A 16,434-nucleotide genomic window follows, 5' to 3' on the forward strand; every position below is an offset into this window, starting at 1 on the left:
AAAGGACTGCTGCATCATGACCACCAGGCCCGCTCCCGCAACACTTGTGACGCCCACGACTGCTCGCGGCAAGGGCAGGCTTTTTGAACCCAGCCTGCTCATAGGTATCGCCATTGTGGCTGCCTTGCTGGTGGTTTCCCTGTTTACCGGTGTCTACGACATCTTCGGCGGCCAAGATGGCGGGGAGATGTTCGCCGTGACCCGTATTCCGCGCACTATGGCCCTGGTCCTAGCGGGTGCGGCCATGGCGATGTCCGGCTTGGTCATGCAGCTGCTGACGCAGAACCGCTTTGTTGAACCAACCACCACGGGCACCACCGAGTGGGCCGGGTTGGGCCTGTTGACGGTCATGATCATCAACCCCGGCGCCAGCATACTTATCAAGATGTGTGGAGCGGTCCTTGCTGCTTTCATCGGCACCATGATCTTCTTCCTGTTCCTGCGCCGCGTCTCACTCAAAGCATCACTGACAGTGCCCATTGTGGGCATCATGCTCGGTGCCGTGGTGGGCGCCATTTCTACGTTCATCGCCTTGCAGACAGACATGCTCCAGAGCCTTGGCATCTGGTTCACCGGCAGCTTCACCTCCGTTCTGCGCGGACAGTATGAAGTGCTCTGGATTGTGGCCCTGGTCGGTGTGGCCGTGTTTTATGTTGCCGACAGATTCACGGTTGCCGGTCTGGGCGAAGAGGTGGCCACGAACGTCGGCCTGAATTACAACCAGATCATGCTGCTGGGAACCGGGCTCATCGCCGTCGCTACCGGTATTGTCACAGTGGTTGTGGGCAATCTGCCCTTCCTGGGGTTGATTGTGCCGAACATCGTCTCGATGTTCCGCGGTGATGACCTCCGCGGAAACCTGCCATGGGTATGCCTTCTGGGCATCGCCACCGTGACGGTCTGTGATCTGGTGGGACGCACCATCATCATGCCTTTTGAGGTTCCCGTGTCCTTGATCCTTGGCGTGGTTGGTGCCGTGGTCTTCATTTCACTCCTACTGAAGCAGCGTCGACATGGTTGAAACGCTCCCACGCACCACCGCACCATCGTTGAGCCGGCATCATGCCGGCCGGAAGTCCGGCCCCTTGCCCACGGCAGGAGTGCGGAAGCGCTACTGGATCGTACTGGGCATCTTGATTGTCCTGGCCACCGGCTTTGGCTTCGGACTGCTTGCCTGGGACAACCCCATGCCGGTAGGCACCCCGGGCTTCTGGCGGATCGCCGAGCTTCGGGCCACGAGCATTGTTGTCATGGCGATAGTGGCAATTTGCCAGGCCATGGCGACCGTCAGCTTTCAGACAGCCACCAACAACCGCATCATCACGCCGTCGATCATGGGCTTTGAATCCTTGTTCGTCGCCGTGCAAACGTGTGCCGTGTTCTTCATGGGCGCGGCGGGCGTGGTCATGATGGCCGGTGTCCCGCAATTCATCCTGCAGATCGTGGTCATGGTGGGCCTGTCCATGGCGCTCTACGGCTGGTTGCTGTCGGGCAGGTATGGGAACCTGCAAATCATGCTGCTCGTTGGCATCGTGATTGGTGGCGGGCTGGGCTCCATCTCGGTGTTCATGCAGAGGTTGTTGAGCCCCGGCAACTTTGACATCCTCACGGCAAGGCTCTTCGGATCAGTCTCCAATGCCGATCCAGGCTACCTGCCCATCGCCATCCCGCTGTGCCTGGCTGCAGGAACGCTGCTGCTACTGAACGCCAAGCGGCTGAACATCATTGCCCTGGGTGCGGACACAAGCACCAACTTGGGGCTGAACCACCGCTTCGAAGTGATGCGGGTGCTGTTTCTTGTTTCCATTCTCATGGCAACCTCGACGGCGCTTGTTGGCCCCATGACGTTCCTCGGCTTCCTCGTGGCCACGTTGGCTTATCAGCTGGCTGATACCTACGATCACAAATACGTTTTCCCCGTAGCCGTCCTGGTGGGGTTCGTAGTTCTCTCTGGGGCCTACTTCGTCATGAAAAACGTCTTCTACGCTCAGGGCGTGGTCTCCATCATCATCGAGGCCGTGGGCGGAACGCTCTTCTTGTTCTTCATTCTCCGAAAGGGTCGACTGTGATCACGCTGACCGATGTTTCAAAAAGCTACAGTAACGAGGTTGCCATTGGTCCGGTGACCTTGCAGATTCCCTCCGGTGGCATCACGGCTCTGGTTGGCCCCAACGGGGCAGGAAAATCGACACTTTTGACCATGATTGGACGCCTGCTGGGGCTGGATGCCGGCGTCATTGACATCGCTGGGTATGACGTTTCCAGCACCTCGTCCAAGGACCTGGCCAAGATTGTGGCGATCCTGCGCCAGGAGAACCACTTCGTTGCACGCCTCACCGTGCGTCAACTGGTTGGCTTCGGCCGGTTTCCCCACTCCAAGGGGAGGCTGACCGCGGACGATGAAGAGGTCATCAGCCGCTCCATCGATTTCCTCAACCTCAACGAGTTGGAGAATCGCTACCTTGACCAACTCTCCGGAGGGCAGCGCCAGCGAGCCTATGTTGCCATGGTGCTGGCGCAGGAGACCGATCACGTCCTGCTGGATGAACCACTCAACAACCTCGACATGAAGCACTCCGCGCAGATGATGCAGCTGTTGCACCGGGCCGCGCGGGAGCTGGGCCGCACCATTGTGATTGTCCTGCATGACATTAACTTCGCCGGGCACTACGCGGACCACATCTGCGCCGTGAAGGATGGCAAGGTCATCGAGTTTGGGACCCCGGCACAAATCATGACCGACGACGTCCTCAGCAAGGTCTTTGACACTCCCGTGACAGTCATCGATGGACCTCGTGGTCCGCTGGCGGTTTACTACTAAGCGCTCGCAGGCAGCCGGGGAGCTACGAGTCCTTACGGATCCATTTGAACGTCATCTTGCACAGTGCGAGCCCCAATACCAGCCATACTCCAAGTACCAACGCCACAAGACCCAAATCCCACCCGCCCGAGGGTTCGGCGACTTCGAAAGAGGCAGGCAGGAACACGCTGCGCATGCCTTGAGCCATCCATTTCAGCGGGAAAATGCTGGCAACGTTCTGTAGCCAGCCCGGCAGTTGTGAGAAGTTCAGGTACACGCCCGAGATGAACTGCAGCACCAGAACCAGCGGGATGATCACCGCCGTGGCCGACTTGCCCGTGCGGGGCAGCGCCGAGAGAGCAATACCCAAGACACAACTGGTGATGACACCAAAGAGAAATACCCAAGCAAAAGTCAGCCACTTACTAGGTTCGCTGGGCAGCTCCACGTTGAAGGCAAGCCGTGCCACGAGTAGCAGTAGGGCCACCTGCAACACCGAACTGAGCAGGACCATGCCGATCTTGCCCATGAAATAGGAAAACACCGGCAGGGGAGTGCCGCCGAGACGTTTGAGCGTGCCGTCACCCTTTTCTGCCGCGATGTCCACCGCGAGGTTTTGCACACCACTGAGCAACATGCCAGCGGCCACCATGCCTGGCACATAGAACGACGCCACCGTGATGCCGCCGCTGCCATCGGGGGCCGTGCCGATGTTGCCGCTGGTGCTGAAAGCTACGGCAAAAATGGACAACATCATGATGGGGAACAAGAACGTGAAGAACACGGTATCGCCCTGCCGGAAGTACACCTTGAGCTCGTAGCCGATCCGTGAGGTGCCCAGTTGCAGTGTTCTCATGCGTTTTCCTCAGCAGTCTTGAGTGCGGCTGAATGGTTGGCCACCATGTCTAGATAAATGTCCTCGAGGCTGGGCCGGGTGATTTCCAAACCATCTACCTCACCTCCTGCTTCGGCGTACAGCCGCGAAGCGAGGGCTGCCGGTTCGGTGGTGCGTTCACTGCGTACGACGCCGTCCTGCCGCCACCGCACCAGTGGCACCTTTGCGCTTGCCCCGCCAATAGCGTCGATGGGGCCGATGTCCACGAGTTTGCCACCCACAATGACACCCGCCCGATCCGCCAACGTCGCCGCCTCATCCAAGTAATGGGTGGTGAGCAAAATGGTGGTGCCTTCGGCCTTGAGCTGGTTGATCAAGCCCCAAAATTGTCGCCGGGCTTCTGGATCGAAGCCGGTGGTGGGTTCGTCCAAGAATAAGAGCTTGGGCCTGCCAATGATTCCTAACGCCACATCAACCCGTCGGCGCTGACCCCCCGGATAATTTGCTGATGCGAGTCTTTGCTTTGCTGCCCAGGCCCACCGCCTCGATGACGTCGGCGACGTTGCGTGGATGAGGATAGTAGGCGGCGAAGTGAGTCAGCTGCTCCACGACGCTGACATTGCCGCTCTCACCGGTGGATTGCAAAACAATGCCCAGTTGCGACTTCCAGTCCAGCCCGCCGCGTGCTGGGTCCACGCCCAATACGCGAACGTCGCCGCTTGTTTTGTCGCGGTAGCCTTCCAAGATTTCTATCGTGGTGCTCTTGCCAGCACCGTTGGGGCCGAGCAAGGCAAAGGTCTCGCCCTCATCGATGTCGAAGCTGATGACGTCCACGGCCTGGAAACTGCCATAGGATTTTTGGAGGTCGCGCACCTGCACAGGGCTCGTTGTCATAGCTTCATCCTGACATCTTTGGTGAAGACTCCACAGATGTTTAGGCACAATATGACGCGCTAGGCTGTGCGGCATGATCAATTCGCATCTTGGCTTGAAGCTGGCGTTCCTGTTGGCCGCGTCAGTAGTGTTAACCAGCTGCCAGACGAGTAAGCCAGCAGACGACGGAACGCCAGTGCCAACTGTGGCCACTTCGGCGGCGCAACCTTCCTCGCCGTCGTCAGTGCCGTCCTCAGCGCCATTGGTATCCAATGCTCCGCCACTGGCACCCGAAGCTCAAATGGCGCTCAACACCCAACTCATTGGCGCGGCCACGAACAATGATTCCGCTTCGGTGGTGGCCCTGCTGGCCGATGGAGCCCAGCTGGAGTTCAAGGGAGCAGACGGGAGAACGGCTCTCGTGGCAGCGACGAAATCCAACGCAGTGGCGGCCGCCAGGACCTTGATGGAAGCCGGGGCCAATGTCAATGCCCAAGACGATTTACAAGATTCCGCCTTCCTTTATGCCGGAGCCGAAGCCCTCGACGAGATCCTGCTGATGACGCTGGCGCACGGGGCAGACGTCAAAAGCACTAACCGTTACGGGGGAACCGCCTTGATTCCGGCGTGTGAGCACGGGCATGTCAGTACCGTGAAGATCCTGCTCGCTGCCGAGGTTCCTGTGGACCACGTGAACAATCTGGGATGGACGGGGCTGTTGGAAGCGGTAATCCTTGGAACCGGTGGGGCAGCCCATCAGGAAGTGGTTCGCCTCCTCATTGAGGCTGGAGCCAACGTCAATCTGGCCGACTCGAACGGAGTGACCGCGCTGGCTCATGCCCAAGCCACGGGGCAGGGCGCCGTAGCGCAGCTGCTGCTCGACGCCGGAGCCCACGGTGCGCCGTGAGCGTAACCGGGCCCGCCGACGTCGTACTTTTGGGGTCAAATCTGGCACTCGCCTTGACCGAGTGCTAATCGATTCCCTAGAGTCAGAGTTAGCACTCTCGCCCTGAGGGTGCTAACTTGCTTTTCTTTTTGGCCATGGGAGCAACACCGGCACCGCGACGACGGTTGAGGCTCCGCACAACATGGTGAAAAAGAACGCCAGCCATCCATAGAATTTACGCATGTGAAGGGGAGGTCCGAGTGTCGGTCTCTATTAAGCCTCTTGAGGATCGTATTGTTGTTCGCCAGCTCGAAGCAGAGCTGACTACCGCTTCCGGTCTGGTTATCCCGGACACTGCCAAGGAAAAGCCCCAGGAGGGCGAAGTTGTGGCAGTTGGACCCGGCCGCGTTGATGACAACGGCAACCGTGTCCCGATCGATGTTGCTGTTGGCGACGTTGTTATCTACTCCAAGTACGGTGGAACCGAAGTGAAGACCGGTGGCGAAGAGCTGCTCGTTCTCTCGGCCCGCGACGTACTGGCCATCGTAGTTAAGTAACCACTTTTGTAAAGCCCCGCACCGGTCATTCCTGCGGCCTCGATTCGTTCGAGATCAGCAGGTTCGGGGGCGGGGTCTTTGCTTGAAAGGACCACACGCATGGCAAAGCAGCTTGCATTTAATGACAGCGCACGGAAGGCCCTCGAGGCCGGTATCGACAAGCTTGCCGATACCGTCAAGGTCACCCTCGGCCCGCGCGGTCGCAACGTTGTGCTCGATAAGAAGTGGGGCGCTCCCACTATCACCAACGACGGCGTAACCATCGCCCGCGAGGTGGAGCTGGAAGACCCGTACGAAAACCTTGGCGCTCAGCTGGCCAAGGAAGTTGCCACGAAGACTAACGATGTTGCCGGCGACGGCACCACCACGGCCACCGTTTTGGCACAGGCACTGGTCAAGGAAGGCCTGCGCAACGTAGCCGCAGGTGCGGCTCCCGGTGAGCTCAAGCGCGGCATCCAGGTTTCGGTTGAAGCCATTGCCAAGCGCCTGCTGGAGAACGCCCGCCCGGTTGAGGGTGGTCAGGTTGCAGAAGTTGCCGCCATCTCCGCTCAGAGCCAGGAAATCGGCGACCTGCTCGCCGAGGCTTTCGACAAGGTCGGCAAGGATGGTGTCATCACCATCGAAGAGTCCTCCACGACCTCCACCGAACTGGTCCTCACCGAGGGCATGCAGTTCGACAAGGGCTACCTGTCCCCGTACTTCGTCACTGACGCAGAACGCCAGGAAGCTGTCATGGAAGACGCACTGGTTTTGATCAACCAGGGCAAGATCTCCAACCTGCAGGAATTCCTGCCGCTGCTGGAAAAGGCACTTGCTGCTAACAAGCCGCTCTTCATCATTGCTGAAGATGTCGATGGCGAGGCTCTGTCCACGCTGATCGTCAACCGCTTGCGCGGCACCTTGAACGTTGTTGCTGTCAAGGCTCCGGGCTTCGGCGACCGCCGCAAGGCCATGCTGCAGGACATTGCGATCCTGACCGGCGCACAGGTTGTCTCCGCTGAGATCGGCCTGTCCCTGGACCAGGTTGGCCTCGAGGTGCTGGGTACGGCTCGCCGTATCACCGTCACCAAGGACAACACCACCATCGTTGACGGTGCTGGCACGGCCGAGGATGTTGCAGAGCGCGTTGCTCAGCTGCACGCAGAGCTCAAGCGCACCGACTCCGACTGGGACAAGGAAAAGCTGCAGGAACGCCTGGCCAAGTTGGCCGGCGGCATCGGCGTGATCAAGGTTGGCGCAGCCACCGAGGTCGAGCTGAAGGAAAAGAAGCACCGCATCGAGGATGCCGTTTCGGCTACTCGTGCAGCTTTGGAAGAGGGCATTGTGGCCGGTGGCGGTTCCGCACTGGTTCAGGCCGCCAAGGCTCTCGACGATGACGCTGCGGTTCTGGCATTGACCGGCGACGCAGCAACCGCTGTTGAGCTGGTCCGCAAGGCTGTTGCACAGCCGCTGCGTTGGATCGCCCAGAATGCTGGCCACGACGGTTACGTTGTTGTCCACAAGGTTGGCGAACTTGAAGACGGCTTCGGCTTCAACGCTGCAACCGGCGAGTACGAGAACCTGGTTTCGGCCGGCGTTATCGACCCCGTAAAGGTTACCCGTTCAGCCCTGCGCAACGCAGCCTCCATCGCAGCTTTGGTGCTCACCACCGAAGTTCTCGTGACGGACAAGCCTGCCGAGGATGACGAAGCTGGCCACCAGCACTAATCCCCACTCGCCGGCCGGGTAAATCGCTGACGCGATTTCCCGGGAACCTGGCGAGCGTGGGCCCAGCGTGTATGGGCCCGGTTGTTTGAGAAATGCCGCCGTTCCCGCATTTTGCCACCGATATACCGGTGGCATTTTGCGGGAACGGCGGCATTTCTGCGTTAACGGCGAAAGGAGCTGCGAACACCGATATGAAGGCGCCCACCAGCCGGGATAACAAGCCGAATTGGCAGTGCCGTCTGCCGCTTCCTGTGGTGCCGGCACTTGATCGGAACGCTGCTACGGGGCCGTGAGGTGGTTCACGGAAGGCGCGTCTCCTGTCCTGATGGACGTACGGTGTTAAGGAAGACTCAAACCGTGGGGGGCGGTGCAATCCACACTGAAAGTGCTTTTTGAATGTCGCTTGGACTAGTAAACGTACCGAAAACTAGCGGCCCGCATGGGGAACCGAAGGTTCCGGCCAGGCTGGCCCCGCGTGAGCGGAAGTTCCTTCCGGAGGTTCAGGGACTGCGTGCCCTGGCTGTCCTCATGGTGGTCAGCTACCACGTCTGGTTTGGCCGCATCTCAGGCGGCGTGGACATATTCCTGCTCATCTCAGCCTTCTTGCTCACGGGGCAATTTACCCGCAAGCTTGAGAGCGGCCGTCCCTTGGGCCTGCTCAAATACTGGGTTCACTTGTTCAAACGGCTTCTTCCGCTCATTGCCGTCACACTCGTAGCTACCCTGGTTGGCGCATATTTCCTCATTCCTGAGGCGCGTTGGCACAGCATTATTGGGCAAAGCTGGGCGTCGCTCTTGTATTACCAAAATTGGTTCCTGGCTGCTGAATCCGTGGACTACTACGCCACCGACCACAGTTTGGCCAGCCCGCTGCAGCATTTTTGGTCCTTGTCCATCCAAGGGCAGATCTTCATTATTTGGCCGTTGGTGTTTGCTGTGGCGGCGCTCATTGCGCGGCGAAGCAAGCTGAGGGTGCGCCCATTGCTCATGTGCATGTTTGGTGCAGTCTTTGTTGTGTCGCTGCTCTTTTCCATCATCACCACCCATACCAATCAGGCCTTCGCCTACTTTGATACGCGGACCAGGCTTTGGGAGTTTGCCCTAGGTTCATTGCTCGCCCTGGTGCTGCCTTACGTTCGCCTCCGCCGAAATACGAGAATTGTGCTTGGCTGGGTGGGGATCGTCGGCATGCTGTCCTGTGGTCTCATTTTGCAGGTGGGCCAGCAATTTCCGGGCTATATGGCCTTGTGGCCCACGCTTTCGGCAGCGTTCATCATTGTCGCCGGATTCACCGACAGCAAGGCGGGAGTGGATAGATTCCTTAGTTGGAAGCCACTGGTGAGCCTGGGCAACAGCTCCTACGCTTTGTACTTGTTCCACTGGCCACTGCTGGTGTTTGTCTTGGTAGTGACGGGCCGCGACCATGCCGGTCCCAAGGCTGGGCTGGCGATCATAGTTGTCTCCATCGTGGCGGCTTACCTTGCCACGAGATGGATTGATATACCCCTGCGTCGGAACAAGTGGTTTGACCTCAAGCTTCGCCGAGCAGCGGTGGTCATCGCTGTGTGCATTGCCGTGGTGGCGGCGCCTCTGGCTGGTTGGCAACACCAGATCCAGGCAAAAGAACAGGCCGCCTTGGCGCAAGCAGAAAGCAACAATCCCGGTGCCGAAGCCCTTCGCCCCGGTTTTGTGCCACAGGGTGATCCTGCAGCGCCCATGCAGCCAGCGCTGACGGCCTTGGACAAGCAGTGGGTCAGCTTAGATAAGAAATGCGAAGGGGATCTGGCAACTACAGGTGCCGTGCTGGCAAAATCCTGTACACAATCAAGTCCCACAGGCACGCCAAGCAAAACCATCGTTGTTGTAGGCGACTCGCACGCTGAACAGTGGATGGGAGCACTGATTCCCGTTGCCGAGGAGAACAACTGGCAGTTGGTCTCGGTTCTGTTGGGCGGCTGTGACTTTGGCGATGAAGCAGAAGACAGCGGCAGAGAAAGCAGTTGCGTTGATTTCAACGTTGCGGCGCAGGACTATATTTTGGACCAACAGCCAGATGCCGTCTTTACCATTGCAACGAATGCTGTCCCTGATTCGCCGAGTGAGAATGTCGTTGCCGGCTACGAGACCGCCGTCAAGACTTTTACCGGTGCCGGGATTGACGTGGTGGGTATGCGCGACAACCCGCGATTCCTAGCCAACGTTGCCAGCTGCGTCTCCGCGCAGGGGGCCGATGCGTGCTCGTTCCAAAAGGACAACAACCTTGCGCCGGAGAACCCAGCAGAAAGCCTGAACTCGATCAAGGGTGCCTACATGCTGGATCTCACCGACAGCTTGTGCACAGACGGGAGCTGTGATGCAGTGATTGGCAACACCTTGGTGTACATGGACAACAACCACTTGACGGGGGTCTACGCCAAGTCAATGGCCCCTGATATGGAAGAGCACTTGTTTGCTGCCACTGGATGGAAACGTGGCTAGCTGAACAAGGCATGAGGGCTGCCGGTGTGACCTATTGAACGGGAATAGGGCAACGGCCGCTTTCGTTTTAGACTGTAACCAACGCATAGGCCAGCTTCGTAATGACGGGACCGGCCATCGGATGCACACACCCACCGGTTCTACCCCCGCCAAGGAGCCTTCGTGTCCCAGCCCGAAATTCATGACCCATTCGCCTTTATTGGACTGACGTACGACGACGTCCTGCTCCTTCCCGGACACACCAACGTGATCCCCTCCGATGCTGACACCAGCTCACGCGTATCCAAGCGCATCACGGTTCAGACGCCGCTGCTTTCGGCCGCCATGGACACCGTGACCGAATCCCGCATGGCCATCGCCATGGCCCGCCAGGGTGGTTTGGGTGTTGTCCACCGCAACCTGTCCATCGAGCGCCAGGCCGAAGAAGTAGACCTGGTCAAGCGCAGCGAATCCGGCATGATCACCAACCCGGTGACCATTGGCTCCGAAGCAACGTTGGCCGAGTTGGACGAGCTCTGCGCCCGCTTCCGCGTTTCCGGTCTGCCGGTCGTGGACAAGGATGGCCGTCTCATGGGCATCGTGACCAACCGCGACACCGTGTTCATCCCGGAAAACGAATACTCCCAGCGCTTGGTGCGCGACGTCATGACGCACATGCCGCTGATCACCGGCAAGGTCGGCATCAGCCGCGAAGACGCCTCCAACTTGCTGGCAAAGAACAAGATCGAGAAGCTGCCCCTCGTCGACAATGCAGGCATTCTCCGCGGCCTGATCACCGTGAAGGACTTCGCCAAGGCCGAGCAGTACCCCTTGGCTACCAAGGATGACGAGGGCCGCCTGCGCGTTGGTGCTGCTATCGGTTTCTTTGGTGATGGCTACGAGCGCGCTATGACGCTGGTTGAGGCTGGCGTGGATGCCTTGTTCGTTGACACGGCCAATGGTCACAGCCAGGGCGTGTTGGAAATGATCGCACGCCTGAAGAGCGAAAAGGCTGCCGCTCACGTTGACATCATCGGCGGCCAGGCAGCTACCCGCGAGGGCGCTCAGGCCCTGATCGACGCCGGTGCTGACGGCATCAAGGTTGGCGTTGGCCCGGGCTCCATCTGCACCACCCGCGTTGTTGCAGGTGTTGGCGTCCCGCAGATCACCGCCATCTACGAATCCGCCAAGGCTGCTATCCCGGCCGGTGTTCCGTTGATCGCCGATGGCGGGTTGCAGTACTCGGGCGACATCGGCAAGGCACTCGTTGCCGGCGCCGACACCGTCATGATCGGTTCGCTTTTGGCTGGCACAGAGGAATCCCCGGGCGAGACCGTGTTCGTCAACGGCAAGCAGTTCAAGGCTTACCGCGGCATGGGTTCCTTGGGTGCAATGCAGACCCGTGGCAACAACACCTCCTACTCCAAGGACCGTTACTTCCAGGCCAATGTCTCCGGCGATGACAAGCTCATCCCCGAGGGCATCGAGGGTCGCGTTGCTTACCGCGGCCCGCTCGCCTCGGTTGCCTACCAGCTCGTGGGCGGCCTGCGCCAGACCATGTTCTACGTTGGTTCGCCCACCATTCCTGAGCTCAAGGCCCGCGGCAAGTTTGTCCGCATCACGGCTGCCGGCCTGAAGGAATCGCACCCCCACGACATCACCATGACCGTGGAAGCCCCGAACTACAACAAGTAGCTCACCCTCCACGTCAAAGTTCGACGGCGGCGACTCACCTTTCGCAGGTGGGTCGCCGCCGTTCGTTGTAGGACTGATGGGTGCAGGAACGCTTAGCTGAGTGCGTCCTGGAACTTTGCCATGGCTTCCCCGACCGGCAGGGCGGTCTCGGTGAATTCGGTTTCGGAACCGGAGCGCAGCACCCAGTCGCCGGATTCCAGTGCGGTGAGTTGGGCAACCACCGGCTCGGAGTCAATGCGTAAGCGCCGCAGAACGGCTGTGGCGGGCAGGCCTTCGGCGGCGCCCGTGAGGTATTCATTGCTCAGGTGCAGGCCCAACGCCAGCATGGCGGGGCCGGACTCAATGGGCTGGATGTCGTGCGTGCCGTAAGGGCTGATGCTCAACAATACGGCGCCAACGTTCGAGCCCACCGCGAAGAGCACATGGTTGCCGGTGGGTGTGGTCAAGGCGATTTCCAGCCACTCCTGGGCTTGCGACAGCACCGAACCCACCACGGCGGCTTTCTCCACCGGCACGATCTTTTCAGCCTGCGGCTCGGCCAGCCCGCGTACCATCAACGTGGTGAGGCCGGCGTTTTGCAGGAGTTCGTTGCCGCTGTGCTGGTCAAGCCGGAGCAGGCCAAGAGTCACTCCTGCAGACTCCGTCGGCGTCATTGATAACAAAGCCAGCAGCTCATGGTCGGTCATCCGCAGTTCAGTCTCAGTCATGGTCCCAGCCTACAGAAACGCGGCGCCGCCCAAGCGCCGCCGTCCGGGCTAGAATCGACGCATGCTTTCCCCTTATGACGCCCGCACCGACTATTCGCACTGGGACTCGGGGCTGTGGACACGGGTCCTTGCCGCGTCCGGTGTTCTCAATCCCTTGACTCGCGCCCCCTTCAGCGAGGCGATGCTTGCGGGACTGGCCGGCGGCATCGGTTTCATGATCTTCACGTTTGAATACAAGGAGACCACCACGGCGTCGGTGGTCACACGATTCCACCCTGGTCCCTACACGGAGAACCTTCTGCGCCGCAGCGGTGCCGCCGTGAATATTCAGCAGACCGGCAGCGCCAACCTTGCCCAATCGCGACTGGATGCCGCCCTGGATACCGGGGTACCCGCCGTCGTACGCGTTGTGCGCGGAAAGCTGCCCTGGGTTGCGGAGGATTGGCTGGCGGACTCTGACTCGGTCGATGTTGCCGTGGTGGCCCGGGATGGTGCCGATTATCTGATGGACGACGGCGGCGGGAGCCTTTCGCGGATCAGCCCGGCTGCGCTGGCGCAGGCGCGCGGCTCCCGCAAGGCGGATAAGCATTGGCAGGCGCATGTGGTGGAAGGCAGCGGGACGGCGCTGACAACGCAGGTGCTGCGCCAAGCCATGGCTGAGACGGCGCACGGTTTGTTGACGCAGCAGGCCCCGCCCGGAATTCCGCCGGGTTATGCGAAGAATTTTGGCATCTTGGGGATGGATTCGTGGGCCCAGCGGCTGACGGATGGCAAAACCAAGCGCGGCTGGATGCGCATCTTTGGCGATCCTCAACGTTCCTTCGATGGCATGGCCATGTTGCATGGCCTGTTGGCCGGGAAGCGGTTCAGCGGTCCCGGCGCGCTGCGGCCGTTGTATGCGGAATTCTTGCGGGAGGCGGCGGCGGTGCCCGGCGTTGATGCTGCCGCGTTGAACGAGGCCGCGGGGCAGTATCTGGTGTTGGGAGCCACCTGGGATGCACTCGCGGACCTGATCGGAAACGCAGGGGAACCCGATTTTGAGGGCATGGCGGTACAGGTGGAGGCCATCGCCCGGCTGGAAACCGCAGCGGCGCAAGCCTTGGAATCCGCGGCGAACGGCGCCTTGTAACGACGCTTTAATGGCTCTGGCCCTTGCTGCGATAGGCTAGGGGGCGTGACTTATGAGATTGAGATTGGCCGTGGAAAGCGTGGACGCCGCGCATATTCGTTGGATGAGATTTCGATTGTGCCTGCTCGGCGTACTCGCGATCCTCAAGATGTGTCGGTGAAATGGCAGATCGACGCGTACCAGTTTGACGCACCCGTCATCGGTGCACCCATGGATTCGGTGATGTCTCCTGAGACCGCCATTGCCCTGGGTAAGCTCGGCGGCCTTGGTGTGCTGGACCTCGAGGGTCTGTGGACTCGCTACGAAGACCCGCAGCCGGTGCTGGATGAGATCGCCACGCTGGAGGGTTCGGTCATTGACCCCGGGACCACCAGCCGCCTGCAGGAGCTCTACAGTGCGCCTATCCAGGCGGAGCTCATCACGGCCCGCCTAGCCGAGATTCGCGCCGCTGGCGTGACGGTCGCCGGATCTTTGACCCCGGGACGCACCCAGGAGTTCTACAAGACGGTGATTGCCGCCGGCGTTGACATCTTCGTCATCCGCGGCACCACGGTTTCGGCCGAGCATGTCTCCAAGACCACCGAGTCCTTGAACCTCAAGCAGTTCATTTACGAGCTCGATGTGCCCGTCATCGTTGGCGGTGCGGCCGGTTACACCTCCGCACTGCACCTCATGCGCACCGGTGCTGCCGGCGTACTCGTGGGCTTCGGCGGCGGGGCCTCCACCACGACCCAGCGCGCCCTGGGCATCCGTTCACCCATGGCCAGCGCCATCTCCGATGTTGCGGCCGCCCGCCGTGACTACATGGATGAGTCCGGCGGACGGTACGTTCACGTTATTGCCGACGGCGGCATGGGCTCCAGCGGCGACATCGTCAAGGCAATCGCCATGGGTGCCGACGCCGTCATGCTCGGCGCAGCGCTCTCCCGCGCAGCCGAGGCTCCCGGCCAGGGCTGGCACTGGGGCGCCGAAGCGCACCACGCCGAACTGCCGCGCGGACACCGCGTGAAGATGGACACAGTGGGCACCTTGGAAGAGGTCCTGCACGGTCCGGCCCACCGCGCCGATGGAAGCTCAAACCTGATCGGCGCCCTGCGCCGGGCCATGGCGACCACCGGGTACTCAGATCTGAAGGAATTCCAGCGGATTGACGTTATCGTTTCCGCATAGTTTTCGCGCATGAAAGTGCCCCGGTCCCGTTAGTGGGCCGGGGCACTTTCATGCCTGAAACCCCCGACGTCGTAACGTCTCGGAGCGAGACTCTCACCTCGCAGTAAGCGGCAACGGATAGACTGAGCGTAGATTTACGTCGCCGCCCTGCCTTGAAAGGTACAGATGACACCGGGTTCACTGGAACGCTATGAAACTGAACTAACCAACGCCGGTTTGGTGATTCTGGAAATGGAAGCCCATTCCAAGGAGGACGCGGCGGCACAGTTGGCTACCAAGTTGTTTGAACAGGGCCGAGTTTCGGATCTTGACGGATTCCTGAAGGACGTAAACGCCCGCGAACACCAGATGGCCACCGGTCTGCCAGGCGGTATTGGGCTCCCTCACGCGCGAAGTGCTTTTGTAAAGGAAATATCCATCGCCGTGGGCATCACCAAGTTTGATCACAGCCTGGATTTTGGTGCGGTGGACGGGCCGGCAACAGTGATCCTGCTCATCGCCACTCCGGCGAGCTCCTTCTCGGCCCATCTGGAGGTTTTGGCCACGCTGGCACGCTCACTGTTCAAGGAGAATTTCCGTGAATCACTGCGCCGCGCTCACGACGCTGAGGTCATTGCCGAACTGATCAACTCAACGCTGGTCTTCTTCGACCACTGACAGCGTGCGCTCCGCTCTGCGGTGGTAATCACTGCATTCGTTGTTCTACACGATTACGAAGTACCTTTGAAGTGTGTTAAAAACTGCCGTCAAGCCCAAATGGATAGCTGCGCTGGTCTTTGCGCTGGCTGTTTCAGCCGTTCTCGTCCTGTTGAGCCAATGGCAGTTCTCCCGCTCTCTTGAAAAGGACGTGGCTCCACCCTCCGTGACGGAGAAGGTCCAGCCACTTCTGGACACCATGACGCCCGGGCACCTCATGACAGGTGACGTTGAGGGCCAAATGGTCACGGTGCAAGGCCATTTCGATCCCAGTAAGCAGGTCCTGGTGCCTTCGCGACTGCAGGATGGCAACGAAGGTTATTGGGCGGTAGCCGGATTCATCGTCGACGGTGCGGTACCTCCCGTGGGGTCGGCGGCCACCAAGGAAGTGGTGATTTCGGTTGCGCGCGGATGGGTTGCCTCGGCCGACGACGTGCCCGCGGTACCGGTTGGCGCCGTCGAACTTACAGGACGGCTGTTGAATTCGGAAGGTCCGGTACTGAAAAAGGATCTTCCCGAAGGTCAGGTTGCCGCATTGTCCTCGGCCGAGCTGACAAACCGGTGGAACGTGAGCATGTACGCGTCCTTTATCGTCTCGTTCAATGAGGTTGTTGACGGTCAGGAAGTCGGTGCCGCCGCCGGCAACGCCGCCGACAAGAGTGCACTGGTGCCCATCACCGTGACCGCTACCGACCAGAATGACAAGATCAACTGGCTGAACATTTTCTACTCGATCGAGTGGGCCGTATTCGCCGGATTCGCTGTCTTCCTGTGGTGGCGTCTTGTGGCGGACGACTTCCGCCGCGACCAAGACGCGCTCTATGACCTCGAGCATGATGACGATGATGCTGACGATGCTGACGATGCAGATGATGAAACGCCCTGACACGCGACGCCCTGCCACAGAAGCACCACTAATACC

The 16,434-nt window shown here is 60.1% G+C and carries 14 protein-coding genes and 1 pseudogene; 12 read left to right on the top strand and 3 right to left on the bottom strand.

The genetic code is table 11. The features are described 5' to 3' along the window. The first annotated feature begins 16 nt into the window (after nt 1-16). From ACP7B9_RS01455 to ACP7B9_RS01465, 3 genes are read left to right on the top strand one after another with little or no spacing between them, the layout of a single operon-like run. Entirely contained in the window at nt 17-1,021 is a 1,005-nt protein-coding gene (locus ACP7B9_RS01455; protein ID WP_425860078.1) for an ABC transporter permease, read from the top strand. Continuing rightward, on the top strand, nt 1,014-2,069 hold the full coding sequence (locus tag ACP7B9_RS01460) for an iron chelate uptake ABC transporter family permease subunit (RefSeq protein WP_425860080.1): 1,056 nt from the start codon (nt 1,014-1,016) through the stop codon (nt 2,067-2,069). Before ACP7B9_RS01455 ends, ACP7B9_RS01460 begins: the two co-directional genes overlap by 8 nt. Then, nucleotides 2,066-2,821, top strand: a complete 756-nt coding sequence (locus ACP7B9_RS01465; RefSeq protein ID WP_425860082.1) for an ABC transporter ATP-binding protein — start codon at nt 2,066-2,068, stop codon at nt 2,819-2,821. The genes ACP7B9_RS01460 and ACP7B9_RS01465 overlap by 4 nt, the downstream gene beginning before the upstream one ends. A gap of 22 nt (nt 2,822-2,843) precedes the next feature. Here the strand turns inward: ACP7B9_RS01465 and ACP7B9_RS01470 are convergent, their stop codons facing one another. After that, nucleotides 2,844-3,656, bottom strand: a complete 813-nt coding sequence (locus ACP7B9_RS01470) for an ABC transporter permease (RefSeq protein ID WP_425860084.1) — start codon at nt 3,654-3,656, stop codon at nt 2,844-2,846. Further along, nucleotides 3,653-4,529, bottom strand: a pseudogene (locus tag ACP7B9_RS01475) (ABC transporter ATP-binding protein). The gene ACP7B9_RS01470 and the pseudogene ACP7B9_RS01475 overlap by 4 nt, the downstream one beginning before the upstream one ends. 73 nt (nt 4,530-4,602) lie before the next feature. Here ACP7B9_RS01475 and ACP7B9_RS01480 point away from each other — a divergent pair. The 5 genes from ACP7B9_RS01480 (at nt 4,603) to guaB (ending at nt 11,810) form a co-directional block, all read left to right on the top strand. Then, nucleotides 4,603-5,415: an ankyrin repeat domain-containing protein gene (locus ACP7B9_RS01480; protein ID WP_425860086.1), complete on the top strand. Its 813-nt coding sequence runs from the start codon at nt 4,603-4,605 to the stop codon at nt 5,413-5,415. A 239-nt stretch (nt 5,416-5,654) separates the two neighbouring features. After that, nucleotides 5,655-5,951 carry a co-chaperone GroES gene (groES, locus tag ACP7B9_RS01485; RefSeq protein ID WP_038464523.1) on the top strand — a complete coding sequence of 99 codons (297 nt, stop codon included), beginning with the start codon at nt 5,655-5,657 and terminating at the stop codon, nt 5,949-5,951. 99 nt (nt 5,952-6,050) lie between these two features. Beyond that, the gene (groL, locus tag ACP7B9_RS01490; RefSeq protein ID WP_425860088.1) at nt 6,051-7,658 is read left to right on the top strand and encodes a chaperonin GroEL; all 1,608 of its coding nucleotides are present in this window, start codon (nt 6,051-6,053) and stop codon (nt 7,656-7,658) included. 396 nt (nt 7,659-8,054) lie between these two features. Then, nucleotides 8,055-10,136, top strand: a complete 2,082-nt coding sequence (locus ACP7B9_RS01495) for an acyltransferase family protein (RefSeq protein WP_425860090.1) — start codon at nt 8,055-8,057, stop codon at nt 10,134-10,136. A gap of 162 nt (nt 10,137-10,298) precedes the next feature. After that, nucleotides 10,299-11,810, top strand: coding sequence for an IMP dehydrogenase (gene guaB / locus ACP7B9_RS01500; RefSeq protein ID WP_425860092.1), 1,512 nt, complete (start codon nt 10,299-10,301; stop codon nt 11,808-11,810). A gap of 92 nt (nt 11,811-11,902) precedes the next feature. Here the strand turns inward: guaB and ACP7B9_RS01505 are convergent, their stop codons facing one another. Then, complete coding sequence (locus ACP7B9_RS01505) at nt 11,903-12,517, bottom strand: hypothetical protein (protein ID WP_425860094.1); 615 nt, start codon at nt 12,515-12,517, stop codon at nt 11,903-11,905. Between the two features lie 61 nt (nt 12,518-12,578). Between ACP7B9_RS01505 and ACP7B9_RS01510 the strand changes: the two genes are divergently transcribed. The 4 genes from ACP7B9_RS01510 (at nt 12,579) to ACP7B9_RS01525 (ending at nt 16,398) form a co-directional block, all read left to right on the top strand. Further along, a complete protein-coding gene (locus ACP7B9_RS01510) occupies nt 12,579-13,646 on the top strand; it encodes a DUF4872 domain-containing protein (RefSeq protein ID WP_425860096.1) in 1,068 nt (355 codons plus the stop codon). Between the two features lie 45 nt (nt 13,647-13,691). Then, entirely contained in the window at nt 13,692-14,816 is a 1,125-nt protein-coding gene (locus ACP7B9_RS01515; RefSeq protein WP_425860097.1) for a GuaB3 family IMP dehydrogenase-related protein, read from the top strand. A gap of 165 nt (nt 14,817-14,981) precedes the next feature. After that, nucleotides 14,982-15,473: a PTS sugar transporter subunit IIA gene (locus ACP7B9_RS01520; RefSeq protein ID WP_425860099.1), complete on the top strand. Its 492-nt coding sequence runs from the start codon at nt 14,982-14,984 to the stop codon at nt 15,471-15,473. Nucleotides 15,474-15,546: 73 nt separating this feature from the next. Next, a complete protein-coding gene (locus tag ACP7B9_RS01525; RefSeq protein ID WP_425860101.1) occupies nt 15,547-16,398 on the top strand; it encodes an SURF1 family protein in 852 nt (283 codons plus the stop codon). Nucleotides 16,399-16,434: the final 36 nt, after the last annotated feature.

The organism is Arthrobacter sp. TWP1-1, assembly GCF_049897845.1.
Lineage (GTDB): Bacteria > Actinomycetota > Actinomycetes > Actinomycetales > Micrococcaceae > Specibacter.